Here is a 26,586-nt window from a genome sequence, read left to right on the forward strand (position 1 = left end):
GGCCATTTGTTTTCGCTCTCCCGCTAGAGCGATCAGTTGATAACCCTGTGTGACCCGTTAGAGCGAAGATTGGAAACGAGTTAGAGGGGGCGGGAAGTTCTTGTTGTAACCATTATTAATGTGTGAGAGGGAATATGAATAATACCCGACGAAAAATTGACCTTTATCTGCTTTCTCTAGGCTTGCTTTTCGTCTTCTTTCTAGTGATTTCAGCTAAGCTTCCAGAATCATCTTTTTCCTACAGGGAATTAGCTTCGTGGAAGCTTCTAGCAGCAAATAACCCTTTGCCAATTGTTTCAATGTTGGCGCTACTGTATTGCTTTTGGGCTTACCTTCGCTTTGACTTTGAGTTGAGCGGAGCGACGGACATACCATTTGAGATTACCAAAATCGAAGACATAAATTATGAGCACCTGACATTCCTAGCAACTTATGTTGTACCGCTAATCAGCTTCGACTTTGGTAGCGGTAGACAAATGATTGTACTAGCTCTTCTTTTGGTGGTTATGGGGTTTATCTACATAAAAACGGATCTCTTTTACGCCAATCCATCGTTAGCACTTCTCGGTTTTCACATCTACAGAGCCAGCGGAAGTTTCAAGAATGGTGAGCGTGACGGGATTGTTTTGATTTGTCGAAGCAGGTTAGTAGAAAATCAAAAAGTTTCTTACATAAAGTTGGATGAACGAATTTACTATGTAAAGGGTGCAAAAGTATGAATGTAGCTGATCTCAAGGCGTCCTTACAGGCGTTTTATGATGAATACGACGATATCGGCGTTTCTGTGTATGCCATTCTCAAGGATCAGGATAATACTGCCCCGGTCAAACTGGATATTGAAGCCGATGCCCTGGGTGGCCTAAAAGCACTCTTTATTCAAAGCCTGCGCGACAATATATCTGACCGGGATGAGTTGCCTTTGCTCAACCTTTCATCCTCGGATGAGCGTCTCGATGCAGTCTATGTGTATGACCTTGAAATTCCCGAGGAGTTGGCTGCACTGGAAACCGTCATTGCTCAGGACAATCTGCCTTTGCTTGATTTGAACGATCAGAGTCTTTCCTCCATCAAGGCGCTGTTGATCGAGATCGGTAACAATGTGGGCCAGATGGTGCTGTACAAAACCATGGCCCCCGTCAATATCTTTGGCAGAATGAGCTTTTTTCTGAAAAAAGCGGCCACCCGGCTTGAGAAAATCAATGACGAATTTCTCCGGGTGAGCGCCGGGTTTCAGATGCTCAGAATCAACGGCTCTCTGTTGGTGATTGATCTTGAGACACTGGAAAGAAGTTTTGGCTTTCACGATGTCATTAAAAAAGAAGCGGCGCTGGGAGTCACCGCTATTGAGTCCATCAGCCTTATCGAGAATCCGGAAGTGCTTCATGAGCTGCTGGATGATGTCAAATATGCGAGAAGGCTGACGAAGATCGCGAGGTCATCTCCTGTGCTGAAAGCAGGCGTTTCCAATGAGAACATCCTCAGGTTTTGCCAGACCTTTCCAAATCTATCCGGGAGAATTCGATTTAATGAAGGGCAGGACAAAATAGTCCTAGACACCAAGGTTTCTCAGGATCTGCTCATCAAGCTATTGATGGATGACTTTCTTACCTCGGAACTCACGAACTTGCACTATGCCAGTGTGGCAAAAGACAGTGTGGATGAGGAAGAGCCGCAAGGCGATCTGCAAGGGAACTGACGGCATCGGAACCGTCTATTCATAACCTGAGGAGCGTGGCAAAAAAGCATGAGCCATTTCAACGAAACTGCCCTCGAGCTATCGCAGGTTACGGACGCAGGATTATTTGAGCATCTTGCCGCAGCAGTGCTTCGCGAAGCTCGCTCCGATCTATATAACAACCTGACCCAGCCAGGAACGAACGCGGAAGGTAAACCTGTTAAATCGCCAGTTGATGCCATTTCGTTTGTCCCAAATGCTGATCCACGGCACATGGTGGCAGTCCATCATACAACCTGCAAACAAGCCGATCTCAGGAAGAAGTGGCTCCTCGATCCAACGACGGTTAAGACACCGAAGGGCGGCAAATCCACGGCGCAACCCGGTGACTTGGTCAAAACTGTTTCTATCGTTGTAGAGGAGCGAAATAAGTCACCCGACCTACACGTGACGCTGGCTCTGACCACAAATGAGGAGCCGCCGGAAGATGTGACCCGCGAAGCCGAGCACATGGCAGCCTCCCACCAAATTACGCTCGATATCTGGTCCCGTTCTCGTATTGCCGAATTCCTTGATAACAACCCGAACGGGCAATGGCTCCGAAGGAAATATCTTGGCATTATTCAGGAAAAGCTATCCTACGACCTGCTGAGGGAACTGGGGCGGAAAAGTCTTACAGCTCATCAATCGCCAGACAGAGAGCAGGAGCAGATAGCGCGGGCCAGCGCCGATACAGTAATTCAGAATCTGCCCGTTCCCATTGGGTTTCTTGCCGGAGAGTCCGGATTCGGAAAAAGCGTTGCATGCTACCGACATCTGGCACGCCACCTTGCCCTGGGCGGCTGCTGTTTGGTCCTCCCTCATGAAGTTCTGGCAACTTCAATAACGTTGGACCAAGCCATTGATGCCACGCTACGTCAGCTTCACCCCACTCTTGCTGAAGGGGCGGGCTCACAAGCACGCACTTTGTGCTCCGCAGACTTACCTCTTCTAATAACAGTAGAGGACATCTCTAGGTCTGGGCAAAGCTCGGTACTAATCGAGCGGCTAGCAAAATGGTCTGCGAGTATAAAAACCAGCGATCAGCGTCCAAATTGGCGCATCATGTGCCCAATATGGCCTGAGCTGCTCAGCGGCCTTGGAGACGATACTCGCAAGCGGATTGAGCCACTAACTCGCCGATTAAACACCTTTACCCCTCAAGAAGCTCGCACAGCCATCTTAAAACGCGCAGCCCGTGCAAACATTGAACTGTCAGAACTTGATGCCGATTCAATCGCTGAAGCTCTTGGCTGCGATCCCCTGTTGATCGGCCTGCACGATCTAAATTCCACAACAGCGCCAACCAACGTGATTTCAACTTTTGTCTCCCAAAGCACCGAGCGCGTTTCTCAAACAGGGGCGTATATGGCAAATGAGTACCGAGCCTCCCTTCTCGCCTTTGCGAGGGCGATGTTGAAGCAAAAACAAATGGCTCCCAAATGGGACGATGTACTCTCTTGGTTTAGCAATTCGACTGACCTGCTAGCATCATTGCGAGAGCAGACGAAATACGGTGAAGTGATCCGCCTTACAAATTCCAACCAAGACTCACAAATCGTATTCCGGCATGATCGCGTCCGAAAGTGGCTTCTGGTGGACGCCGCAGCTTCTGCCATAAAAAACAACGACCTTGAAGAGGATATATTCTCAGACCCCTATTTTGCGGATATAATCGGAGCCGCGTTGGCAGATGCGGCCACGCCAGTGTCTGTCGTAGAGCTGGCTCGCGAACTGAATCCTCTTGCACTCTTCTACGCCTTACAGTCTTTTCGAGCACCGTCATTTCCTTCACATGATGCGACAATCAAAGCCATAGACCGGTGGCTGACGGAAAAAGAATCTCATTCGTGTACCTACCAATCCCTGAGGCATGCTGCACTTGGAGTGCTATCTGAAACGAAATCATCCTATGTTCTCAAAATCCTGCCTAATTTTAAGGATCGTTCGTGGTCTGCAAATATCGCTGGTTTACGAAATGGGGATTTGAAATCCGGCGTAAAATTATGCGCTTCGATAGAGCCAGGCTCTGGAGCGCTGTGGCGAGATCGGGCGATAGAGCATGCAAAACTTAATTTTGGCCCAAATCTCACAAAAAAGCTGGAAGCGCTTCTCGAAAATCCTCAAACTAAAGATACGGGTATCGTGGGAGGACTTCGATTGGCGGGTCATCTAGCCGATACCTCCTTGGCTCCGGCTATTGAAGCCTGCTGGAACTCCGACGTCCAGAGGGCGAAACATTTAGATGACTACCTCTGGGCCGCTGCGCAGTGCGGAGGAGATCAAACAGAAAAGTTGCTCTCACCAATTTGCGATGCATGGGCAGAGCTGCCAGACGACCCAGAAAGTAACGGCATGCCCTCGCCCCGGAACTCACTCGCTGCCCACCATGTTGCCTGGGCATTTTGGCGGTCTCTGCCCAAACCGGCTTTGAGATTCTTTATAAAACGCGCCTCTGACGATGATTTGCGCTGGCCCGTCATATATATGCTCCACGGCATGGATCACCCGGAAGCTGTTACTTTCCTTGTGGGCTACATGGCCGAAAGATCGAGAGAATTGGAAGGAACTAATGGTTTCGATATCTTTCAGAGCACAGTGAAGGATCACTGGAGACGTTGGCAAAGAGAGCGAAATAGTACGATGTCCAAGCAATCCCGTGTGCGACTTCAGGAAATTTGGACAAGTGAAGTTCACGACAAACATTTGCGAAAGCACGCATTCGGGCTATGGGCCTCGACAATTGCTCCTGAAGATACCCAGCTCCTTAGGTCTCAGAAGGACTCTGGCGAGCTAGCAGACAGCATACTCCGAGCACGACTGGAGCGATCAGATCAAACCGCGATACCAGCATTTATCGAGAAGCTCCTAACTGACGATGACCAACATGGTAGCTGGTGGCAATCAGCACGGCATATCTGGTCTGATTCCCTAACTGCCACACTCCATGAATATCTGGATCGGCTGGAAAAGTCTACAAGTCCGACCTGGGGAGACTCCCAGCAATCCGCATGGATTATTTCTGAGTTGATCATGGAGCAAGAAACTTCAGTGCTTGAAGACATTCTGCTCAAGCACTGGGAATTTATGAGATTCTCGCCAAATTATGTACAAGCCGCCTTTTATGCAGCTACACCGCGCTTGTTGACCCTAGTAGATGAGACGATCCGAGAGTGCCCCGCTCCAGAAGATATGTTTAAGCATATCGACATGCATTATGGGATCAAAACTACGGGACGCGCAGGAGTAACACGTATTGACCAGATTCAAGCGCTCATTCCTTATCTTGATTACCTTTCGGAGTCTTCAATCCATCAATTCTGGGAAGTATGTAATGAGAGAGGATGGATAAGACTGCGCCGTGAATATCTCGACTCACGCTTGGGAGAATGGAAAGAGCGGGTTGGCCTGAATGATTTGCATTTACTTGCCGAACTCGACAAGGAACTCACATATGACAGGCCACATTGGCTTGATCACTGGGTTGATCGTCATCTCGACCATGGGCGTAGCAGAGAGAATATTCTCGCGATCCTCAAGCAGTGGCTTCGCTCGAACAAGTCTAGGAAAGCACTCCAAATTGCTGCTTCTATAATTATTCACGCGGGTACACGTAGGGATATTGAGATATTGAACGCAGGTGGCGACCAGTCCGGTGGAGCAGCAGCACTGATTGCTGATACTCGTTTTGAAATCATGCGGCGTACGTTGGCGTAAAAGACCTGCTAGGCCAGCATCTTGATTCTGCCAGATAGAAAGCCTAACTCGACCGCCTAGAATTTAACCCCATAGGAAGCTTTCCACCATGCGCGTTACTGCAACCCATCTCGGACAAGTCGAGGAAACCCACAAGCTGTGCCACGACACGACCAAGAATTGATGGAAAGCGGCAATATGAATCCCAATATGACCATGATTTCGACAAGTACCCGTTAAGGTTTGCGGGCTTACCCCACCTATAGAGGATTATCTAATGATCGAAGTAACAAAAAATCTTTTTGTCGGTGATCAGTTGGCTTATGAAAGTAAAGTACGATTTTCCGAAGGTTGGTGTGTAGTCCATGCCTGTAAGGAACCCTATCATAGACAGGCGCTCGGCTATACGGGGCGCGGTGCGCCCAAAAGCCATCCTGAATATTTGGTAGCCACTAGGGATAATCGTTTGATTTTGAACATGGTTGATGTTGATAATCCAGCATATATCCCGAAGGAAATCATAGATGCTGCGCTGTTGTTTATCGACCAAAGCTTGAGCGCTGGAAAACAGGTACTTGTGCATTGCAATCAAGGGATGAGTCGTTCTGCTGGTATTACTTTGCTATTTCTCGCTAAGCAAGGACTTATAGCACAAAGCAGCTTTGTGGAGGCTGAACAACAATTCAAGGCTTTATATCCCCCATGCGATATGGCAATGGGCATTCGGGGCTTTTTGGTGAAGAACTGGGATAGCTATATCCAGGCTAAATGAGCGAATAAGCAAGTGTGAGACTCAAACAAAAGTATGACGATAATTCTGAAAGACACTTGGGGGCACCAAAATATCAACGCCCTAATCGCCGCAGGAAGGTGTGTCGGATGATTAGATGCGCGGGTGCATATGTCTGCAACTCTTAGTTGGCTGGACCTCACTTCCTCGGACCGCGAAAAATTTCGTGGCATTCTGGACCTGTTCAGCGAACAAGGTACGGTTGATGAGCTCGGGTTAGGCAGTCTGCGTGATGCCTTTTCCGATGCCTTGTTCCCCGGCACGTCGGTGCTGCATACGCGTTTGCGGTACGTCTTGTTCGTGCCCTGGCTGTATCAAGCTTTGGAACACCGAGGCGCCGGTGGTGATGTGGTTGATGCCGCTCGCAAAAAAGAAGTGGAATTGATAGACCATTTGGCGGCTACCGGGGAGGACGGGGTCATCGGTGTTCAGGCGCGAGCCTCCTTGGTGCGGTTGCCCAGTAGCGTGTATTGGTTTGCGTTGTCGCGCTGGGGGACTTGCGTGCACCAGCAAGAATAGCTGTTGGCGCAGCCAAAGACTTAAGTTTGAAAAGTTGTTAATGTACGGCGATACAAGCCGCAAATCGATATTTTAATAAACCAATATTATGCTATAGTTCTACCAAGCTCAAGTTTGCGGCGAAAAACGCCGTATATATAGCATTAAGTAAACCTCTTGCCATGACCAAGCCACATCCCAATCTAAGCGAATGGTTACCGTTAGGCCAATTGGCTACTCGCCAATGGCTGCTAGAACGAGGCGTCTCCCGCCATTCACTGGATAATGCCCTCAAATCCGGCAAGCTGGTTGCCGTAGCTCGGGGTGTTGTGGCGCGGCCAGAGATCCCCCTGGGCTGGCAGGGAGTAGTAGCTTCGCTGGACAGGATATTGCCTTCGGCTGTCTATGTCGGTGGCTTGTCGGCCTTGAATCAGCATGGTCTGGGCCATTACGTCAACTTTGATTCACAGATGCACCTATACTCCGCCGCTGCGCAGCCGAGCTGGCTGCCCAAGTTGAAGTTAAACGTAGAGCTCTTCTGGCACAGTACGGTGCGTTTATGGGATGAACGTGGGCTACAGATGGCCAAAAGCTTGCGGGAGCAAACGGCTGAGGCGGGTTGGTCTTGGCGGCTGGCTTCGCCAGAGCAGGCATTTTTTGAGATGCTGGCCGGAGTGCCGAGTGAGGTGAGTTTTGAGCATGCGGACAACCTGATGCAGGGGCTCAGCTCGCTCTCCCCCCGGCGATTGGATGCCCTGTTACGCGCCTGTCGCCACGTGCAGGTCAAACGCTTGTTTTTCTTCTTTGCCGATCGTCATCAATACCCCTGGCGCAAGCACCTTTCCGCGGAGAGCTATGACCTTGGCGTTGGCAAGCGCAGCATAGTGCCCGGTGGCAAGTTGGATCAAACCTACCTTATTACGGTGCCGGAGTCATTTCATGGATCGGAATAATCCTTATTACCGGCAGGTGCAACTGCTTGTTCGAGTGCTGCCTTTTGTATTTGAGCAGGAGTGTTTTGCGCTCAAGGGCGGTACCGCCATTAACTTATTTGTTCGGGATCTCCCGCGACTCTCGGTAGACATTGATTTGGTCTACCTGGGCGGTGGCGATCGACAGTCAGCGCTGCCTGCAATTCATCAAGCCCTGAATCGCGTTGCTGCGGCCATTGAGCAGGCGCTCCGAGGGACTTCAGTCAAAAAGAGTTATGAACAAAAGCCAGACGCCTTGCGCCTGGTTGTTGGCCACAAAGGCGTGTCGATTAAGGTGGAGCTGTCACCCGTACTGCGTGGCGTGCTCCATACACCACAAGTCCGACCCGTAGTGGAGTCGGTTGAGGAGCAGTTTGGGTTTGCAGAAGCGCCAGTGGTGGATTTTGCGGATTTGTATGCGGGGAAGATCTGCGCAGCACTGGACCGGCAGCACCCAAGGGACTTTTTCGATGTGCTGTTGCTTCTCGAAAATGAGGGCATTGGTGATAGTCTCCGCAAGGCTTTTTTAGTCTATTTGGTGAGTCATGCCAGACCGATGGAAGAATTGCTTGAACCGCGCTGGGGGCCTTTGCAAACAACGTTTGAAAATGAATTTAAAGGCATGGCGTTCAGACAAGTGAACGTTAAGGATCTTGAGGCGGCGGGAAGCCAGGCCCTGCATACAGTACTCTCCACTCTGACAGACCAGGAAAAGCAGTTTTTAATGAGTCTATACCAGCGCTCTGCGAATTGGGCGGCGTTGGGATTGGAAGGCGCGAGCAACCTTCCTGCGGTGCAGTGGAAGTTGAACAATATTGCCAGGATGCCGGACAGCAAGCGAGAGGCCTCACTGGCCGAGTTGCGTCGGGTATTGGGTATAAACGAGTAAACCGAAAGGAGCGGCTATGAGCCCTACGGCCCCAATTATCTCCAAAGTCTGGAGCTTCTGTACCACGCTGCGCGATGATGGCGTGGGTTACGGTGACTACCTGGAGCAACTGACGTATCTGATCTTTCTGAAAATGGCGGACGAGTACGCTGCACCGCCCCATAACCGTGACGTGGGCATACCCAAAAAGTATTCCTGGTCCACGTTAAAACGAAAAACCGGGTCGGAGTTGGAAGTCAGCTATTACGAGTTATTGCAGGCCCTGGGTAAAAAGAAGGGTATGTTGGGGCAAATATTTACCAAAGCCCAGAACAAGATCCAGGACCCCGCCAAACTCGCTCGCCTGATCGCGATGGTGGATAGCACCCAGTGGACCGTGATGGACGCCGATGTTAAAGGGGATATCTACGAAGGTTTGCTGGAAAAGAATGCTGAAGATACTAAGTCGGGCGCGGGCCAGTATTTTACGCCTCGTGCTTTGATTCGCGCTATGGTGGACTGCGTGCGGCCTGAGCCGAAGAAAACGATTGCCGATCCGGCTTGCGGTACCGGCGGTTTCTTTTTGGCGGCCTATGATTTTCTTACCAACCCGGAAAACTACAAGCTGGACAAGGCTCAAAAGACCTTTCTTAAGCACAACACCTTTTACGGCAATGAAATCGTCGCCAACACCCGCCGTATGTGTTTGATGAACATGTTCCTGCACAATATTGGTGAGATCGACGGTGAGAGCCTGGTATTCCCCAATGACGCCCTGGTAGCGCAGAGTCCTCAGACCTTTGACTATGTATTAGCCAACCCGCCCTTCGGGAAAAAGAGCTCCATGAGCTTTACCAATGAGGAAGGTGAGCAGGAAACAGACGAGCTGACCTACAACCGCCAGGATTTTTGGGCCACGACGTCAAACAAGCAGCTTAATTTTGTGCAACATATTCGCACCATGCTGAAAACCACAGGTAAGGCGGCTGTGGTAGTGCCGGATAACGTACTGTTCGAAGGCGGTGCGGGTGAAACTATTCGCAAGAGGTTGTTGCAAGAAACTGATCTACATACCATTTTGCGCTTGCCTACCGGGATCTTCTATGCCCACGGCGTAAAGGCAAATGTGCTGTTTTTTGATAACCGCGAAGCCAGCCCCAAGGCCTGGACCAAGAGCGTCTGGTATTACGACTACCGCACCAATGTTCACCACACCCTGAAGAAAAAGCCATTACGCTATGAGGATCTAGCGGAGTTCATCAAGTGCTATAAGCCCGAGAATCGTCACAAGCGTCGTTCTACTTGGCACCCTGAGAAAAAACCGGACGGACGCTGGCGCAAGTACTCCTATGAGGAGCTCACTGCCCGCGATAAAACCAGCCTGGATGTGTTCTGGCTAAAAGACAAAAGCCTGACGGATCTGGATAATCTGCCCGAGCCCGACGAGCTGGCAGAGGAAATTATCGAGAACCTGGAGGCAGGGTTAGATAGCTTCCGAAAGGTGCTAGCCGAACTTGGAACTTAAATCTGGTGAGATTTTCACGCTAACAGCCGAAAATGACTGTTACAAACTCGAAATGCCCTTTGCTTATAAACGGCTTGTGCTTCTGAACTTGTCAGAGGACTGAATTATTTAATGTTTTTAGGCTCATGAGCGCCGATTTATTAAATTTGCGATTTTGATGTTAATTTTAGGGGAATAAATAAAGCCCTCGGCCTTCAGATGTTACTTAGGGTACGCCCCTGATTTAATATTTATACGGCGATAGGCGGTAAACTATTAAATTTTCATGTCTAGTCATCAAAATACTTGAGTTTGTAACGCCTTCAGCCTTCTTAAGTCACCTAGGATACTAAAAAATGACTGTTACAAACTCGAAACGCCCTTTACTTATAAACGGCTCGTGCTTCTGAACATGTCAGGGGCCTGAAGTATTTAATGTTTTTAGGCTAATGAGCGCCGAATTATTAAATTCGCGGTTTTGAAGTTAATTTTAGCGACATAAGTAAAGGCTTCAGCCTTCCGACATCACCTGGAGCGCGGAAAATGCCCTTTACTTATGTTGGTTGTCGGTTGTGATAGTTTCTTGGGCTGGAATTATTTAATGTTTTAAGGCTAATGAGCGCCGATTTATTAAATTCGCGGTTTTGAAGTTAATTTTAGCGACATAAGTAAAGGCTTCAGCCTTTCGACATCGCCTGGAGCGCGGAAAATGCCCTTTACTTATGTTGGTTGTCGGTTGTGAGAGTTTCTTGGGCTGGAATTATTTAATGTTTTAAGGCTAATGAGCGCCGATTTATTAAATTCGCGGTTTTGAAGTTAATTTTAGCGACATAAGTAAAGGCTTCAGCCTTTCGACACCACCTGAGGTTCGAAAAATGCCCTTTACTTATAGTGCTATGCGGCTATCAGAGGCGGTTTTGGCTCCCCCCCAGAGCCATAAATGCCCTTTACTTATGTCGGTTGTGAGTGTGTCTGGACCGGAATTCTTTAATGTTTTTGGCTCATGGGCGGCGATTTATTAAATTCGTACTTTTGACGTTAATGTTAGGGGAGTAAATAAACCCTCGGCCTTCAGATGTTACTTAGGGTACGCTCCTAAGTTAATATTTTTACGGACATTAGCGGTAACTTAATAAGTTTGAATATCTAGCCATCAAAATACTTGGGTGTACAGCGCCTTCAGCCTTTTGAAGTCCTAAGATACAGAAAGTGACAGTTATAAACTCGAACTGAGAGTTGTTGTCAAATAAATATAGGCGCAGCTACTTTGTCTTAGCGAGCCGTAATCGTTCGACCCGCGGTTGTGAATTGATTTCTATATTGGTCTGGAATACATTAAGGTAATACTTCGAAAAGATCGCTGGTAATGGCATGAATACTCTTAAAGCAAGGCTGCCTACTCCAGAGGAGGCAGCTATAGCCAAAAAATCTAGTCGAGAACTTGAGGCCCTGCTTTCGACTAGCTCTGAGATTCAGGCTATGAGTATCACCGATACGAATGGTGTGCTCCACAGTATTACACTGCCAGTATCGTCTTTACGATTACTGGTCAGCGCTCTCGAGGAGATAGGAGAAGGTAATGCTGTTAATTTATTGCCGGTCCGAGCCGAACTATCCACCCAAGAAGCGGCTGACCTGCTTAATATTCCTCGTAAGGCCATGATAAAACTGATGGATGAAGAGCAGATCCCGCATGTCCTCAATGGCAATACGCTAAAAGTAAGATATCTTGACCTGGTGGCTTACCAAAGTAAGCTTCAATCGGATCGTCTTGCAGACTTGCGAGAATTGAGTAAAGCAGACCAAAAGCTCGGACTTGGTTACTATTAGCTGATTTTCTAGGCCTGAGCTATAGCTGGCCTTGCAGTAAGTAATCTTTCCCGATGTTTACAGAGTGAGTTAGAAGTCATTGGGAGGCCTTGGTTTAGATGCTTTGCACCTTAATTAGCAGGAACCGATGGGCAAAACTTTACAGTTTAGGCATAGGGAGACCTTGCTTGAACGCCCTTCCTATAGGGCTGGCGGCCAAATGACCGGCCGCGTTAAATGAACCGTTTTCACGGCTTTCCGCTATAACTCTTCTCTGCTCTTCAGGGCTCAAGCGATAAAACTCGCTGTAATCAATGCCTGCAGGCGGCTTATTCTCTACGCTCATTCTATTACCTTGTGATCAAATCAGCACATTAACGTAAATTTTCGGAAAGTATTTCTTGATTCTAAGCTCCTCGTCTTAAAAGGTCCAATATGGACGTATTTTTCCCCGTGGTGCAATTCAGCTGAATACTCTAAATTATCTTACGATTTGAGCATCATGGAAACCAAGCTTGGCGGACTGTGAATGCCTCACCTCTCAACGTAACGAACTTAAAAACTGAAAACTTCTGCACTTTAAAACAAGGCCATTACCTACGATTATTCAAAACTTGCGTAATTACACATTAGGCGTGTAATCGTAGGTAATTTAATAAGTCGCTATCTGAGCGAGTGGCTAGGATCCCGATAAGGTGCTCCTCGAGGACTAGTCGTTTAGCGTAGAAACGAACGCTTATACCCAAAACTCATACTGTGCTTTTCCAATAAGGCTGCTGAGCATATTAAGCTCATATCTCCTGCTCGCCGCCTCTTTTCCTAGCCTCTATAGCAAGCAAGGGAAAGAGCTCATCTGCATGCGAGCTACGTGTATCAAGATCTACCAATAACTCTTTTTCAGAGAATGCAAGGGTTAGCTTACGTGGCGGAGCCTTATCTGAGGGTTCCGGCGAGGGGTCATTTACCATTTTCACTCACTCTTAACAAGGCAAAAGTTACTCGACAGGGAGTCGATTAAAACACTGCGCCCCAACACTCATCAATAAGGGGGTGGAATGCATTATCTGAGCCACGGACTAGAAAGGCCATCCCCCAAATGACTATGAAACTTTATTGTACGGCTCAAGGCTCCATACGTTAAACTCAAGGAGACAGAACACCTTGCCATATTGGGGTGGCCATTACCTAAAATTACACACTTGTTGTGTATTTACACACGAAGGAGATAAACATAGGTAATTCTGCAGACTTATCCTGCGGAAAATGGCTAAAGTTAATTCCTGATACGTAGGTTTCTGCCGCATGCCACATTTCATTATACTTCTTCGGTTGCCGTGTGAACGCGACCGGTTCCGCATGACCTACTTGAAGAGCATCGGGTCTTCATCATCAAACCAATTAAAGTAAGCTAAAAAATGCAAGTTGTCGCATGTTTCAGTCAAAGTCACCGCGCCCAGGGTCAGGGGGTCGTTTTCTGCGACGATGTACCCTAGTGAAGCGCAGACATCGGCCAGGCTGGGGGGGGCATTGCGGAACCAAAACATACGCTCCAGTAACGGATCTGAGGTGCTATAACGGTTCAGCCCGCCAGGCACTTCTGTCCACTCTTTGGGGCATAAATTATTGATGGCGTAGCCACCTTCCTCCTTTTTTATTACCCCAACGAGCCCATAGTCCTTAAAGACTAGAAATGTGACGATGTCTAACGTCACGGGCCCAATGTTAGGGTACCTATCGATATCAGGCGTAAATTTGGTTGTAATGTCAGGGTGGAACGGCAAGTCCCGGTATTTGTTGCGATTGAAAGCCTTGAGAGCAATGTCGCGAATGGCAGCTTCACGCTGGGATTCTGTACGAGCGTCTCTTCTGAGCTTGGCTAATGATGCATCGCCAAGATATCTAAGCTTTTCGATCATCTGCAGGAGCTCGGCATCCTTGTGATACTCACCCAATTCAGGATTTACTTCAAATGGCTCTATCTGCAGGACATTCTCCCGTTGGAAGTAAAGGTCCGGTCGGTCATCTATGACGACCATTTGTTCTTTGCTGTACCCGAGGTGAATAAATTGCCCAAGATCCTTACATCGCCGTTTAGGATTATATTTCAGTGTGTCACGGTGTATGACTTCACAGAAGATCCCACGATCAATGCCACACAATGGCAAAACGACGTCCAAATAATCAGAGGTGGCTGTCGTGCAGAGAGCGAGGTCATATCCTAGCTGTTGTGCGGAGTGCAAAAACTCCTGTAAATGTGGTCGCGGATAGACCTTGACGGGTGAGGCCTTTTCTAGCGGTACACCGCCAGCAGGGAGGTCGCGGTAAAAGTCCTCACTAGAAACCTTAAGCTCTGCTAGCGCAAATAACATGGGATCATAGCGGGGAAGGTGAAGCAGCGTATTATCGACATCTAAAACCAATAATCGCTTTTCGGGAGGTTTTACCGGTTGCCTTTCGCCATGGGTCTTCACAGAGCAAGTCTCCATCGCTCAGCCCTAAAATTAGAATAGGCTGCAGTATCTGAGGCTACTGCAGTTCAGCAGGTCGCTAGCGTAATCGAGGTCCGACCATGATTTTATGCTCCATTTGTATCCATGAATAAAATGCGTGTCCATTCTCTCAACTGCCTCTCAAATGTCAAGCAGAAGCTCCTATCGATATGCGATTAGTGTCGAAAGCGGTCTTTACGCGGCAAAGACCGCTTTGGTGTGGTTGCCTTATCGCGAGAGCCGCTTAGCGTACATAACGATTAATGATGTTTTCATACAGCTCTTGCTGTCCACTGGTCTGATTAGGCTCACCTACACTGTTGCCAATGTCAGCCAGTTGCTCCAAAGTTAGTTTACCCTGTTCAAAATCGGCGCCTTTACCATTATCGAACGAAGCGTAACGCTCGGCCCGCATTTTCTCTAGCGGAGACTTTTGGATCAGGTCATCTGCAATCAGCAGTGAACGAGCGAACACGTCCATACCACCGATGTGACCGTGAAAAGTGTCATTCAGGTCGGTGGAGTTGCGACGACGTTTCGCATCGAAGTTTACACCGCCGCCCTGGAAGCCGCCGTGACGCAGCAGTACCAGCATCATTTCAACGGTTTCGTTGATGTTGTAGGGGAACTGATCGGTATCCCACGAATTCTGGTAATCACCGCGGTTTGCATCGATGGAGCCCAGCATGCCGGCGTTGGCGGCGACTTGCATTTCGTGGTCCATGGTATGTTGTGCCAGCGTGGCGTGGTTGGTTTCAATGTTCAGCTTAAAGTCTTTATCGAGGCCGTGATGACGTAAGAAGCCTATAACGGTTTCGCTATCGAAATCGTACTGGTGCTTGGTCGGCTCCATTGGTTTGGGCTCAATCAGGAAGTTACCTGTAAAACCATTGGCGCGTCCGTAATCTCGGGCGATCGTCAGAAAACGAGCTAGGTGCTCCTGTTCGCGCTTTACATCGGTATTCAGAAGGCTCATGTAACCTTCTCTGCCGCCCCAGAATACGTAGTTTTCACCGCCGAGTTCGATGGTGGCATCCATAGCGTCTTTAAGTTGTGCACCAGCGTAGGAAACCACGTTAAAGTCTGGGTTGGTGGAGGCACCGTTCATAAAGCGTGGGTTGCTGAACAAGTTCGAGGTACCCCACAAAAGTCTAACGCCAGACTCTTTTTGTTTCTCTTTGGCCCAGCCTACCCATTTGGCTAAACGTGCGCTGGTTTCGCTGCGGGAGCTGCCTTCTTCAATCACATCTACATCGTGGAAGCAGTAGTAGGGAGTACCTAATTTGGTGAAGAATTCAAAAGCTGCGTCCAACTTCATGCGTGCGCGGGTGTCGGCATCTTTGCCTTCGTTCCATGGGAAGATGAAGGGCCCAGGGCCGAAAGGATCGTGACCGGCGCCGCAGAAGGTGTGCCAGTAGGAGACTGCAAACTTGAAGTGCTCCTTCATGGTTTTGCCGGCGACGACTTTGTTTTCGTCGTACCATTTAAAGGCGAGTGGATTATCGGACTCGGCACCTTCGTACTCGATTTTTTCGACTCCGGGGAAATACTCTTTATCACCTAATGTAATGCTCATAAAAAAACCTTTTGGCTCTGTGGTTAATAGATTGGCCTTGCCCTAAAGGTGGCCTGTGTTTTTGTGGGTTAGTGGTTTTGTGTTAAACGCTGCTCGACCGCCGTGCGCCATTGCGCGTACAGATCTTGATATTGGTTTTGCAGTTGGGCTTGTGGCTCGAGTATGGCTTTGCACGTTAGGGTGCGGAACACATCGTCACGACTGGCGTAGAAATCGCAGCCCCAGGCTGCGGCACGGGCGACGCCGTCGGCGCTGTCGGTCTGGTACAACTCCAGTGGTGCGCCGATCAGGTTGACGAAGGCGCTAGTGAAAACCGGGCTCAAAAACATATTGCTGTGGCCGGCGCGAACAACTCGGGTTTCGGCGCCCAAACCTTTGATTAAGTCAAAGCCCAGGTTCATTGCATAGGCCACACCTTCTTGCGTGGCACGGGCGATGTGATTGACCCCGTGGCGGTTTAAATCCAAACCGTCCAATTGTGCAGACAATAACTTGTTGCGCATGATGCGCTCGGCGCCGTTACCAAACGGGTATACGTTTAATCCATCACTGCCCGGCGCTACGGATTCCCCCAGTTCATTTAATTCGGGGTAAGAAAGGTCGCCGCCTGTGCTCAGCACACCGCGCAGCCAGCTGTTCATTCGCCCCGCACCGTTAATACAAGCGAGTAGGCCGCGGTGTGCCTCGGCATTACCTTTATTTAGGTGTAAAAAAGTGTTGATGCGCTGATCTGGATCGGCGATGTTTTTGTCGGTCACGGCGTACACGACCCCAGAGGTGCCAGCGGTAGTGGCGACGTCGCCGGGCTCTAATACATTAAGACTTATTGAGTTGGCAACTTGATCGCCTGCGCGGAAGGCCAGCTTGGCACCGGCATTGATACCGAGCTCGCGGGCGGCGATTTCATTCACCTCACCCTGTATGCCTAGGCTAGGCACTTGTCTGGCCAGTAAAGCGGGGTCAATGTGCCAATGTTTTAGCAACGTATCCGCTACCTGATTTTCTGAAAAATCCCAAAACACCCCTTCGGATAACCCGGAGGCGGTGGTGGTACATTCGCCGGTCAGTTTGAATGCAATGTAATCACCGGGAAGCAGAATCTTGTCGATACGGCTGTAGAGCTCGGGCTCGTTCTCCTGAACCCAGCGCAGTTTGGCCGCGGTGAAGTTGCCGGGGGCGTTTAGCAAGTGCGCCATGCACCAGTCCTGGCCCAGTTCAGAAAAGGCCAGCTCGCCGGTGGCTACCGCGCGGCTGTCGCACCAGATGATGGACGGGCGCAGCACTTCGCCGTCTTTGTCCACGGCGACCAAGCCGTGCATTTGGTAGGAGATCCCGATAGCGCCGATGTTATCTCTGGCTTCCGGTTTGATTTGCCACAGCTGCTCGCAACCTTTTTTAACGGCGTCCCACCAATCTTCCGGTGCTTGTTCGGCCCAGCCAGATTGAGGGGCCTTGATGGTCATCTCTTGCGGAGGGTAGGTGGCGTTGGCCACCCGCTCGCCGCTGTCGCCATCAATAACGGACAATTTAACCGAGGAGCTGCCGATATCTAAACCAAGAAAGTACATAGTGTGTCTCGTTGTGTTCGTTTTTTATTAGGGGCCAGTATTGGTCGGGGCTGCGGTGGAATCGCACACAATCTGACGATGCACGCCGCAGTAAAACATTATGTGACGAGTCCAGATGCGTCGTAATTCGATCAAAGACCGTGTGGAAACATTCACCAATCCGTCATCCAGCCTCACTTAGGTTAATGATCTATTCGACGGAGTCCCCTTTAATGCAACTGCCTGGATTAAGCGGTAAAAGAACTACTTTGGCTTCAGAGGGCTCGTGGTTTATTGATGTTGGAGCCTCTCCGACTGAGTTTTTAGCCGTTGTGCCGTGACCAGTTGTTAACGTTAACTGTAACGTATATCATGATGGTGGGCAAGTTGAAGCTTGGGTAGAGCACGGAATTCAACAATAACGATAAGCATACCGGCGCAAAAGCAACGTCAAGGTACCGTAATGCACCTATTTTACGCATGGCTCAACCAGTCTCAGTTTAATGTTTATGATCTGATCTTGATCATGTTGATGTTCCAGTGCCTGATGTTTGGGCTGTTGATGCTGGTTCGGCCCCCGCGGCCGCTCAGTCAGCGATTACTGTCTGCCTTTCTGATCTCGCTCGCGGCAGGGCAGCTGGTTTTTCTTTTCACTTATAACCCCGCATTGTTTAGAGTCTTGCACCCTATCTGGGGCGATAGCGGCTTTGCACTCTGGGCATTGGTTTACAGTGTTCATGGGCCGCTGCTGTTCCACTATACGCGCGCGTTAACCTCAGAGTCATACCCGTGGCGCTGGTCTTATTTGTGGCCTCTCGTGCCGGGGCTGGTCGTTGTAGCTTCTGAGCCTTTGGGTTGGCATTCGATGCTTGGGGTAATGTTCTGGCGAGAGTTTGTGCTGGTGTGTGTGCTGGGGTTTGCTATTTCTGTCGGTTTTGCAGTCGCTGCGCTTACCCATATCAAACGTTACTCTGAGCAGTTAAAAGATCGCTTCTGCACGGTCGAACTGATGGAGCACGGGTGGCTCAGGCTTATGGTCTGGGGTTTTCTATTAGTGTGGTGCCTGGAGGTTCTGCCGCCGTTTTTCTACCCTTGGGCGCCCTGGCAGCTGATGGAAACAGTGGCTCATTTGCCGGGAGTGTTGGAGTTGGGATTAATTTATTTCATTGTTTTTGCGGGGCTGTTTTATGCGGCTGCCACACGCCAGATTCCCGCGCCGTCAGAAAAGAGAGAGGCCGCCAGTGATGAGCCTTGCCAGCAAGAGGCTCAAACAGTGCAGGCCTATATAGCCATGCGTATGGCGGAAGATAAATTGTATTGCCGCCCCCGCTTAAACATCGAGCGCTTGGCGGAAGAGTTGGCTCTGTCTCCGCGCCACCTTTCTCAAGTTATTAACCGGGAGTTTGGGAAAAATTTTTTTGAGTTTATCAATGGGTATCGACTGGAAGAGGTGAAGCAGCGTTTGACCAGTGAACAGTGGTCCCAAGCGTCGGTACAAGAAATTTACGAGTCTGTCGGTTTTCGTTCACGCTCGTCGTTTTTTACATTGTTTCGAAAGCATGTGGGTATGACGCCCAGTCAATATCGCGAGGAAAATGTTGTCCTTGATGTCGCGTTAGAGCCTCGTGCATAGCTTGTCTTGAGCTTGCTCTATCTTTTCAGTAAAGGGTTTTAATTGGCAGCTCTGCTGCATCGCTCCTTAATCTAAGCTGTGACCGTGCCTCTTTGCTTAAGCCCCCAGCGCACCGTGCGGCCAATCGGCGAAGTGTGGGGCGGTTTGGGTTCTTGGAAAAACACGGTAAATTTTTCGGTAACGGTTTGTTCAGGGCCCACATATGCAGGCCCAGCTTCTTGCCGTAAAGGATGCGGTTAGTGTCTAGTGGCTGCTCTCTACAAAGGCTTTCGCTCGGCGATACCGGTTGTTTAGAGGTAGCAATGGGTAAACATGAGTTCCGGGTTTTAATTGAGCGAAAGGGCCTGGCGTGTGATTGCCGGGCGGGCGAGCCGTGCCGCTAAAGGTATCAGGTACCGAGGGGTTGATGGTAAGTGATAGGTCAATGTTGTCGGCCGTTACGGGTGGTGCTGATAATGTTGCAACGGCTTCGGGTAAGGTCAGCTGCAGGCTCAAACTCGTCAGATTTTGTTGTAATGACCACTCCGCTTCGCCTTGTATGACGGTGGCGCTGTCTTCGTTGGGTAAAGGTTTGGAGCCTGCAAGGTACACGTTGTGGCTATAGTGAAAATTGGTAGCTTCAATTTCCGGATCCAGTCCATTGCCAATAAACAGATTGTTTAGCCAATAGCTGTCGGCAATAGTAGGGCGGTCTTGCCAATCTTGGTTTCCCCAGGTGTGCTCTGTGTTTAGAAATAAATTGTGCGCCATGACTTCCCCCCGAGACGAAAAAGCTGAAACTCGTCCGCCGACGATAATATTGTTAGCGAATACGTTCGGGTGGCCATCCCAGTTCGCCTCAAATAAGATTGATGAGGCTTCTGCGCCGATGATCACGTTGCTTTCAATGCGCCAGTCCTTATTTTGAAAGTCATTCCATATGCCGTGAGCTGCACCACGCTCTGGGTCCAACGTGTACACATTGCGAACAAGGTTATTTTTGATCACCAGGTTCGAGGTGGTGTGGTGTTTGATTCCGGCGGTCTCCCAGCCTCCAAACTCTTTGCGGTAATTCACATCCTCAATACGATTGCCGGCAATTACTGAATTTTTATTCCAGGTTTGTCCCGCAATACCGCCTTGGCCGCAGCGCAGCAGAACATTGTCGATCACCTGATGGTGGCCGCTGGCGGCTTCGTTCGCCGCGCTGTTGGGATTGCCAAGAGAAATGCATAAATTTTTGGCGTATAGCACGGTATTGTCTTTGATCACCCAATGATGGCCCCCATTTGGGCCAATCGCTCCAGGCTGAAAAACAGTGGGTGGTGCCCAGTGAGTGGCAACATTCTCAATAGAAAAACCTTCAACAGTGATATAGCCAAGGCCCGCTTTGCTTGGAAAAAAACCAAAAGGCCGGCTGGTGACTTCCACGTTAATTTCATTGGGGTTTAGCGCGGCAAAGTTAGCCCACAAGACCGTGTTTTCGCCGTCTTTTGTGACATGCCAGCTCATGGGGTTATCGGTTAGCTCTTCCAGTGTCTTGCGTTCGGTCAGTCCTTGGCCGTCGGCGATAATGTCACCAAGGTGAGTCCAGCGGCCGTACTTTAGCCAGCCCCATCCGTCACCTTCTTCGTCAGCGCTGACGTATTCGGGGTGACGCGTTAATTGATCGAAGGGATTGAATTCACCAAAAAACTCGGGGTTGAGAGAGACTCGGTAAAACCCGTTTGCTTGTTTCTGCCAGCCAGTTACGCGCTCGGACCCGAGGATGCGGACTTGCGCATTATCGGCCGCTTTAAAATGAATCGGGCCTTGCTCGGCGTTTCCGCCGCGCGGCGGGTTAACCCATTCGCGATAGGTCCCGGCGTGTATCAGCACGGTATCGCCTGGCTGCGCTTTTTGTGCGGCAGCATTGATCGATTTGAAAGGATCGTCAACAGTACCGCTGGCCTGGTTCTTACCATCAGGCGCGACGTGATAAATTCGCACGTCGTGGACGGTTTTATTTAGGGGCTGGCAAGCCGTTAAAGCTAGCGTAATAAAGAAAAAGGCCACTAAGCGGGACAGTGATTGGTAATTCATAGACGTTCCTGATTATTCGAATTTACTGGAAATTGATTGGCGTTATTATGCCAGTCCCCTGCGTTCTAAGCAGGCCGGTACCTTTGTAAAACCTCTCAAATAGAGTTCGATTTTGTCAGAAAAAAGTTCGAGTTTACACACATGCATTAGCGACCTTTTGTCGAGGGTCCCTGATGGGGAGACGTGGCGACTTGTTTGGTGCATTATCTATACTAGAACGCAGCCCGCGACAATGCTGGAGCAGAAGCTCGAAGTAGAGTCAGCATCGCCGTTACTTCAATAAAAATGAGGCAAGAAGGGCCAATCAACCCCTGGGCTGAGGAAGAACATCAAGTTTCATCCTACGGGCCTACTGTAGAATTTCGGTTCTGCTATCAATGCCTGTCGATATGGGGCGTGTTGTCAGTCGGCATAGGGCGCAATCACCACGGATGATAGAAATAATACTCGGTCGTCTTCTGCCTTGATCGGTGGCAAGGCAGGGTGTTTAGTCCGAGTTGTGTAAAGGTACCATTCGATGACGATACTGGAAACGCTCAACCAACCTATTTTTAATCTATACGACTTCATTCTTTGGATGACGGCCTTGCAGGGGCTGATTTTTGCCATGCTCTTGCAGTTTCGGTGTGAAAAAAGCGCTAGCCATCATTTGCTGTCCCTGTTTGTGGCTTCTGTAGGGGTTGGCCAATTGGTGTTTTTTGCCAGCTACAATCCTTACTTGGCCGGTATTTTAGGTCATTTGGGGCAGTGGAGCTTCGCTGTACTGGCGTTAGTGTTTTATCTACAGGGGCCGCTGCTGTTTCATTACTTGCGAACGCTGACGTTTGGTCATTACCGCCACCGGCGCGTCAATTGGATTCCGGTGGGTGTTTGGCTGGCTGTTTCCGCCGTTTTTTTGCTGTACTGGCCGCCGCTGCTGGAGCGTTTTTTTTGGCGACCGTTTGTGCTGATTGGCACAGTAGGGTTCGTGGTGTCTACCGTTTACGGAATGGCCAGCATTGGCGTGATTCGCCGTTACTCACAGCGTCTTGAGGACCGTTTTTGTACGATCGAGAGTCTGGATTTTCTCTGGCTTAGAGTGTTCACCTGGGGTTTTTTGAGCATCTGGATCATGGAGGTGATCGCACCATTCAGCTACCACCTGGTGCCCTGGTTTGTGCAGCAGGTGATCTCCCACCTACCGAGCGTTGTGGAGATGTTGATGGTCAGTTTTGTGATCGTCGCCGGTTTGATGAACGCCCGGCGTCTGGAGCGAGTGAGCGAAGAGCCGGTATGGGACGAGCCCCGCCCCGACACTGGCCAACCCACCGGCGAAATGTTGCGTCAGCTGGATAAAACCATGCGAGAGCGGATGCTCTATGCTCAACCTCGAATGAATATTGAGCGTCTGGCCGATGAGCTCGATATGATGCCTCGTCAGTTATCCCACGTGATCAATCACTATTTCCACAAAAATTACTTCGAGTTTATTAATGACTACCGCCTGGAGCAGGCCTGCGTTCGTTTGCGTTCGCCGGGCTGGGCCGATAAATCTGTGCAGCAGATATACGAGTCGGTGGGGTTCCGCTCGAAATCTTCGTTTTTCACCTTGTTTCGCAAGTACGCTGGCATGACCCCTAACCAGTACCGGGAGCAGAGCCAAAAGGTTACGAAGTAGGGGCATTGCGAGTTCGACTTTAACTGCAAGGGTCGAACTCGTACCTTTGATGCGCGTCGGCGCGCAGGTGGTAACCCAGGCTGGCAGCGCTGGTTCTGAGGTAAGTTCAAATTGTTCGGACTTTAGCGCAAACGCAAACTCCGGTTTTTACTGTCTAAGATCAAACTTTCAGGCAAGTCATCCGCGTGGCTCTCTAAAGCCCGTGAGCTCGCTAACGGGTGCGAATAATGACCCTGACAGCTGTGGAGGTGTTTAAACCTCCGTCAGCGGGCGCAGCACGAGAGAGCTTAGTTATTCGAGACCTGGTAAAGGTCAAGTTGCGGAGGTGGCTGACACTAAATTGCTTCACGTGCTCTGGCCTGCGTGGCGATTCATAACGGAGTCGCGTTTCACTAGAGTGGGGGTGTATTTATAAGTGACTGACGGGTCAGGTACATCGCCTCTAGCGTATGCCAATGCTAAATCTGCGGCCTTTGTTGCCATCATTTCAACGGGGTAATGCAAAGTGGTAAGTTTAGGGCGACAATATTTAGCCAATAGAACATCGTCGTAACCTATAATAGATACATCAGTGGGTACGTTTACGTCGTGATCTTGTAGCAAGGTCATGGCGCCCGAAGCCATCGCATCGTTGTAGGCAAGTACTGCAGTAAACTCTATCCCACGTGCAAGCAAGTTACGCATGGCGATTTCGCCACCTTCTTGGTCAGGTGTGCTGAACTCAATATGGCTCTCTGGGAGCTCAATGTCGGAGAGCGCCAGCTCTTTTCGAATACCGGACAAGCGCTGGATAGGGTCGTCAATCTGGTATTTGCTGCTGACCACCACGAATTTCTTATGTCCCTGACTTAGCATGTGGCGCGCCATAGTCTGACCGCCTGCAACGTTGTCTAGCCACACACAGCGGTGACCTATATCCTCAATATACCGGTTAATTAGGACAAAGCCTGGCACTTGAGCGGCGAACTCTACGAGGGTTTTGTCGTCCAGCGCCTTACTGTGAACCACCATAGCTTCGCAACGATGTTGTAGTAGAGTGTCTATAGCCTTTAGTTCGGTTTGCTTTTCAATGGAGCCAGCACTCATTAGAATTTGCACATTCTGCCGACGTGCTACGGCATCGATTCCGTGGGCAAGAGTGGCAAAGAAGGGATCCAGCAGCTCGGCGATTACCACGCCCAGTGAAGCACTCTTGCGCGTTACCAGAGCACGGGCGTTGGCGTTGGGGCGATAGCCCAACTCTTCCATGACTTTTTTGACTCGTTCGCGGGTAGCATCGCCCACCTTGGGGCCGTTGTTGATCACTCTAGATACCGTTGCGAGCGAGACGCCGGCGACGTCCGCAATGTCTTTAATAGTGGCCATTTAACCTCGATTTTCCTGTCTTATGTAAACCTTTCCCCTCAGTTCTACAAATTTTAACGGACAATTTGTCCGGATGTAACCCTATTTTCCCGATAAAACTGCCCGTATTTGCATTTTCGATTCAGATCTTCCCTTTTCTAGGTAAAACGTATACCCTGTTCGAAAATCGCGTACCCATGAGGTGATACTGTGAAGGTTTTGGTTACCGGTGGGGCCGGCTATATTGGTTCCCACACTTGTCTAGAGCTGCTGGCGAGCGGGCACGACCTGGTCATACTGGATAATTTTGTCAATAGCAAGCCCGGGGTGATTGGGCGGCTCGAGCAACTCAGTGGGAGTGAGGTGCCTTGTGTGCAGGGTGATGTGCGTGACCCTGAGGCGCTAGACCAAGTGTTTACCGCTCATGAATTTGATGCGGTGATTCACTTTGCTGGGCTCAAAGCGGTGGGAGAATCCAATGAAAAGCCACTGGAATACTACGATGTAAACCTTTGCGGCAGCCGCGAATTGGCCGCGGCCATGGGCCGCCACGGCGTGAACTGTTTGGTGTTCAGCTCCTCGGCAACCGTTTATGGCAACCCTGAGACGGTACCGATTCGTGAGGATTTCCCTTTGAGTGCGACCAACCCCTACGGTCGAACCAAGCTGATGGTAGAAACTCTGCTCGCCGATGTGGCCGCCGCCAACAGCCATTTGAGTGTGGTCCTCTTGCGTTACTTTAACCCCGCTGGAGCCCATGAGAGTGGCTTGATTGGCGAGGATCCGAACGGTATTCCCAATAACCTGATGCCATTTATTGCTCAGGTGGCTATCGGCAAGCGTGAGAGCTTGTCGATATTTGGCGATGACTACCCAACGCCCGATGGCACAGGGGTTAGAGACTATATCCATGTGCTGGATCTGGCGGCCGGACATGTGGCGGCGCTGGAAAAACTGGCGGCCCGGCCCGGGGTGCACAGATTTAACTTGGGCACTGGAAGAGGGTGTAGTGTCCTGGACATGGTCAGAGCTTTTGAGGCGGCTTCGGGGCGAGCCATTGATTACCGGATTAAGCCGCGCCGGCCTGGTGATGTCGCCGAGTGCTGGGCTGATGCTACGAAGGCCGAGCGCGAGCTGGATTGGCGAGCGCAGCGCAGTATTGAGCAGATGACCGCTGACCTCTGGCGCTGGCAGTCGTCGAATCCCGAGGGCTATCGCTGACGCCGCAAAAATTAAATGGCGCAAAAGTGTAAACGTTTAACCTTGTGTCGCTGTAGGAAATGCAGGGTGGGTAAGCGTCGTGACTTATAGGCTGGCTATTGTGATACCAGTCATTGAATAGATCGATAAACAGTTACTGTTGTACAGGTTTTCACCATGAACGAATCTTTTGATCCGGCAGAGCATCCCCACCGCCGCCGCAATCCTATGACGGGGGAGTGGGTACTAGTGTCGCCTCACCGAGCTAAGCGTCCCTGGCAGGGGCAGTCAGAGTCGGCCGATGACGGTGCGCGCCCCGCTTACGACGAGAGTTGCTATCTGTGCGCCGGTAATCAGCGCGTCAATGGCGAGTGTAATCCCGAATATCGCTCGACTTTTGTGTTCGACAACGACTTTGCCGCATTGCACGAGCAGGGGCCAGACTTTTGCAATGACGATCCGCTGTTCACCTTGGCGGCTGAGCGTGGCTGCAGTCGGGTGATTTGCTTTTCGCCGGATCATGGAAAAACGCTACCCGAGCTGCCTGCTGAGCAGATCGAAGCGGTTATTCGTTGTTGGCAGGAGCAGTGCGCAGAGCTGTCGGCGCGCTATCAATGGGTACAGGTGTTTGAAAATAAGGGCGCGGTTATGGGGTGCTCCAACCCCCATCCGCACGGCCAGATATGGGCGCAAAGTCAGCTGCCCACACTGGTGGCGAAAAAATGCGAGCAATTTTCCCTTTATCACGCTCAGCATGCGAGCAACATGCTGAGTGATTATGTCGAGCGCGAGTTAATACTCAATGAGCGGGTTGTATGTCTTAACGATCATTGGGTGGTGGTCGTACCTTACTGGGCGGCTTGGCCATTTGAGACTCTGGTGTTGCCGCGTACGCCAGTGACGCGTATGACTGAGTTGGATGATGAGCAGCGCTACTGCTTGGCTGACATACTCAAAGAAACAACAACGCGTTACGACAATTTGTTTAATACCTCTTTTCCGTATTCTATGGGTTGGCACGGGGCACCTTTTGATGGTCAAGATCACCCCGAGTGGCTGCTGCACGCACATTTCTTCCCACCGTTACTGCGTAGCGCCACGGTGCGCAAGTTTATGGTGGGCTATGAAATGATGGCCGAAGCGCAGCGAGACATTACGCCGGAGCAGGCCGCAGAGCGGCTCCGTTCGCTGCCCAGCCTTCACTACAAAAGCAAACAATAAATCGATTT

At 50.1% G+C, this 26,586-nt stretch carries 18 protein-coding genes; 13 read left to right on the plus strand and 5 right to left on the minus strand.

Annotated elements, in window-relative coordinates; translation table 11 throughout:
- Positions 1-134 precede the first annotated feature (134 nt).
- From kwaA to M6D89_RS16715, 9 genes are all read left to right on the plus strand, one after another.
- Positions 135-719 carry an anti-phage protein KwaA gene (gene kwaA / locus M6D89_RS16675; protein ID WP_253969226.1) on the plus strand — a complete coding sequence of 195 codons (585 nt, stop codon included), beginning with the start codon at positions 135-137 and terminating at the stop codon, positions 717-719.
- Positions 716-1,696, plus strand: a complete 981-nt coding sequence (kwaB, locus tag M6D89_RS16680) for an anti-phage protein KwaB (RefSeq protein ID WP_253969227.1) — start codon at positions 716-718, stop codon at positions 1,694-1,696. Before kwaA ends, kwaB begins: the two co-directional genes overlap by 4 nt.
- A gap of 48 nt (positions 1,697-1,744) precedes the next feature.
- Complete coding sequence (locus M6D89_RS16685; RefSeq protein WP_253969228.1) at positions 1,745-5,431, plus strand: hypothetical protein; 3,687 nt, start codon at positions 1,745-1,747, stop codon at positions 5,429-5,431.
- A gap of 256 nt (positions 5,432-5,687) precedes the next feature.
- Positions 5,688-6,182 (plus strand): dual specificity protein phosphatase family protein, encoded by a 495-nt coding sequence (locus tag M6D89_RS16690; protein ID WP_253969229.1) that lies wholly within the window; start codon positions 5,688-5,690, stop codon positions 6,180-6,182.
- 129 nt (positions 6,183-6,311) lie between these two features.
- Entirely contained in the window at positions 6,312-6,719 is a 408-nt protein-coding gene (locus M6D89_RS16695; RefSeq protein WP_253969230.1) for a DUF6361 family protein, read from the plus strand.
- A gap of 161 nt (positions 6,720-6,880) precedes the next feature.
- On the plus strand, positions 6,881-7,651 hold the full coding sequence (locus M6D89_RS16700) for a type IV toxin-antitoxin system AbiEi family antitoxin domain-containing protein (RefSeq protein ID WP_253969231.1): 771 nt from the start codon (positions 6,881-6,883) through the stop codon (positions 7,649-7,651).
- Positions 7,638-8,558: a nucleotidyl transferase AbiEii/AbiGii toxin family protein gene (locus M6D89_RS16705; protein ID WP_253969232.1), complete on the plus strand. Its 921-nt coding sequence runs from the start codon at positions 7,638-7,640 to the stop codon at positions 8,556-8,558. The genes M6D89_RS16700 and M6D89_RS16705 overlap by 14 nt, the downstream gene beginning before the upstream one ends.
- 16 nt (positions 8,559-8,574) lie before the next feature.
- Positions 8,575-10,062 carry a class I SAM-dependent DNA methyltransferase gene (locus tag M6D89_RS16710; protein ID WP_253969233.1) on the plus strand — a complete coding sequence of 496 codons (1,488 nt, stop codon included), beginning with the start codon at positions 8,575-8,577 and terminating at the stop codon, positions 10,060-10,062.
- 1,350 nt (positions 10,063-11,412) lie between these two features.
- The gene (locus M6D89_RS16715) at positions 11,413-11,871 is read left to right on the plus strand and encodes a helix-turn-helix domain-containing protein (protein ID WP_253969234.1); all 459 of its coding nucleotides are present in this window, start codon (positions 11,413-11,415) and stop codon (positions 11,869-11,871) included.
- 1,340 nt (positions 11,872-13,211) lie between these two features.
- Here M6D89_RS16715 and M6D89_RS16720 read toward each other — a convergent pair.
- The 3 genes from M6D89_RS16720 to M6D89_RS16730 form a co-directional block, all read right to left on the minus strand.
- Positions 13,212-14,321, minus strand: a complete 1,110-nt coding sequence (locus tag M6D89_RS16720; RefSeq protein WP_253969235.1) for an HAD family hydrolase — start codon at positions 14,319-14,321, stop codon at positions 13,212-13,214.
- 262 nt (positions 14,322-14,583) lie between these two features.
- The gene (gene xylA, locus M6D89_RS16725) at positions 14,584-15,915 is read right to left on the minus strand and encodes a xylose isomerase (protein WP_253969236.1); all 1,332 of its coding nucleotides are present in this window, start codon (positions 15,913-15,915) and stop codon (positions 14,584-14,586) included.
- A 68-nt stretch (positions 15,916-15,983) separates the two neighbouring features.
- On the minus strand, positions 15,984-17,483 hold the full coding sequence (locus M6D89_RS16730; protein ID WP_253969237.1) for a xylulokinase: 1,500 nt from the start codon (positions 17,481-17,483) through the stop codon (positions 15,984-15,986).
- Between the two features lie 442 nt (positions 17,484-17,925).
- On the opposite strand from M6D89_RS16730, the gene M6D89_RS16735 reads away from it, so the two are divergent.
- Complete coding sequence (locus M6D89_RS16735) at positions 17,926-19,095, plus strand: helix-turn-helix domain-containing protein (protein WP_253969238.1); 1,170 nt, start codon at positions 17,926-17,928, stop codon at positions 19,093-19,095.
- 243 nt (positions 19,096-19,338) lie between these two features.
- Here M6D89_RS16735 and M6D89_RS16740 read toward each other — a convergent pair whose 3' ends face one another.
- Positions 19,339-21,156: a right-handed parallel beta-helix repeat-containing protein gene (locus tag M6D89_RS16740; RefSeq protein ID WP_253969239.1), complete on the minus strand. Its 1,818-nt coding sequence runs from the start codon at positions 21,154-21,156 to the stop codon at positions 19,339-19,341.
- Between the two features lie 517 nt (positions 21,157-21,673).
- On the opposite strand from M6D89_RS16740, the gene M6D89_RS16745 reads away from it, so the two are divergent.
- Positions 21,674-22,813 carry an AraC family transcriptional regulator gene (locus M6D89_RS16745; RefSeq protein ID WP_253969240.1) on the plus strand — a complete coding sequence of 380 codons (1,140 nt, stop codon included), beginning with the start codon at positions 21,674-21,676 and terminating at the stop codon, positions 22,811-22,813.
- Between the two features lie 345 nt (positions 22,814-23,158).
- Here the strand turns inward: M6D89_RS16745 and M6D89_RS16750 are convergent, their stop codons facing one another.
- Positions 23,159-24,178, minus strand: a complete 1,020-nt coding sequence (locus M6D89_RS16750; RefSeq protein ID WP_253969241.1) for a LacI family DNA-binding transcriptional regulator — start codon at positions 24,176-24,178, stop codon at positions 23,159-23,161.
- Positions 24,179-24,367: 189 nt separating this feature from the next.
- On the opposite strand from M6D89_RS16750, the gene galE reads away from it, so the two are divergent.
- Both galE and M6D89_RS16760 read left to right on the plus strand, forming a co-directional pair.
- Complete coding sequence (gene galE, locus M6D89_RS16755) at positions 24,368-25,378, plus strand: UDP-glucose 4-epimerase GalE (protein WP_253969242.1); 1,011 nt, start codon at positions 24,368-24,370, stop codon at positions 25,376-25,378.
- Positions 25,379-25,534: 156 nt separating this feature from the next.
- Complete coding sequence (locus M6D89_RS16760; protein ID WP_253969243.1) at positions 25,535-26,578, plus strand: UDP-glucose--hexose-1-phosphate uridylyltransferase; 1,044 nt, start codon at positions 25,535-25,537, stop codon at positions 26,576-26,578.
- The last annotated feature ends 8 nt before the right edge of the window (positions 26,579-26,586 follow it).

The sequence above is a fragment of the Gilvimarinus xylanilyticus genome (assembly GCF_024195295.1).
GTDB classification, from domain to species: Bacteria; Pseudomonadota; Gammaproteobacteria; order Pseudomonadales; family Cellvibrionaceae; genus Gilvimarinus; species Gilvimarinus xylanilyticus.

Coding starts and splice junctions, on each gene's coding strand:
- kwaA (WP_253969226.1), top strand. CDS start 135: ATGAATAATACCCGACGAAAAATTGACCTTTATCTGCTTTCTCTAGGC.
- kwaB (WP_253969227.1), top strand. CDS start 716: ATGAATGTAGCTGATCTCAAGGCGTCCTTACAGGCGTTTTATGATGAA.
- M6D89_RS16685 (WP_253969228.1), top strand. CDS start 1,745: ATGAGCCATTTCAACGAAACTGCCCTCGAGCTATCGCAGGTTACGGAC.
- M6D89_RS16690 (WP_253969229.1), top strand. CDS start 5,688: ATGATCGAAGTAACAAAAAATCTTTTTGTCGGTGATCAGTTGGCTTAT.
- M6D89_RS16695 (WP_253969230.1), top strand. CDS start 6,312: ATGTCTGCAACTCTTAGTTGGCTGGACCTCACTTCCTCGGACCGCGAA.
- M6D89_RS16700 (WP_253969231.1), top strand. CDS start 6,881: ATGACCAAGCCACATCCCAATCTAAGCGAATGGTTACCGTTAGGCCAA.
- M6D89_RS16705 (WP_253969232.1), top strand. CDS start 7,638: ATGGATCGGAATAATCCTTATTACCGGCAGGTGCAACTGCTTGTTCGA.
- M6D89_RS16710 (WP_253969233.1), top strand. CDS start 8,575: ATGAGCCCTACGGCCCCAATTATCTCCAAAGTCTGGAGCTTCTGTACC.
- M6D89_RS16715 (WP_253969234.1), top strand. CDS start 11,413: ATGAATACTCTTAAAGCAAGGCTGCCTACTCCAGAGGAGGCAGCTATA.
- xylA (WP_253969236.1), bottom strand. CDS start 15,915: ATGAGCATTACATTAGGTGATAAAGAGTATTTCCCCGGAGTCGAAAAA.
- M6D89_RS16730 (WP_253969237.1), bottom strand. CDS start 17,483: ATGTACTTTCTTGGTTTAGATATCGGCAGCTCCTCGGTTAAATTGTCC.
- M6D89_RS16735 (WP_253969238.1), top strand. CDS start 17,926: ATGCACCTATTTTACGCATGGCTCAACCAGTCTCAGTTTAATGTTTAT.
- M6D89_RS16740 (WP_253969239.1), bottom strand. CDS start 21,156: ATGAATTACCAATCACTGTCCCGCTTAGTGGCCTTTTTCTTTATTACG.
- M6D89_RS16745 (WP_253969240.1), top strand. CDS start 21,674: ATGACGATACTGGAAACGCTCAACCAACCTATTTTTAATCTATACGAC.
- M6D89_RS16750 (WP_253969241.1), bottom strand. CDS start 24,178: ATGGCCACTATTAAAGACATTGCGGACGTCGCCGGCGTCTCGCTCGCA.
- M6D89_RS16760 (WP_253969243.1), top strand. CDS start 25,535: ATGAACGAATCTTTTGATCCGGCAGAGCATCCCCACCGCCGCCGCAAT.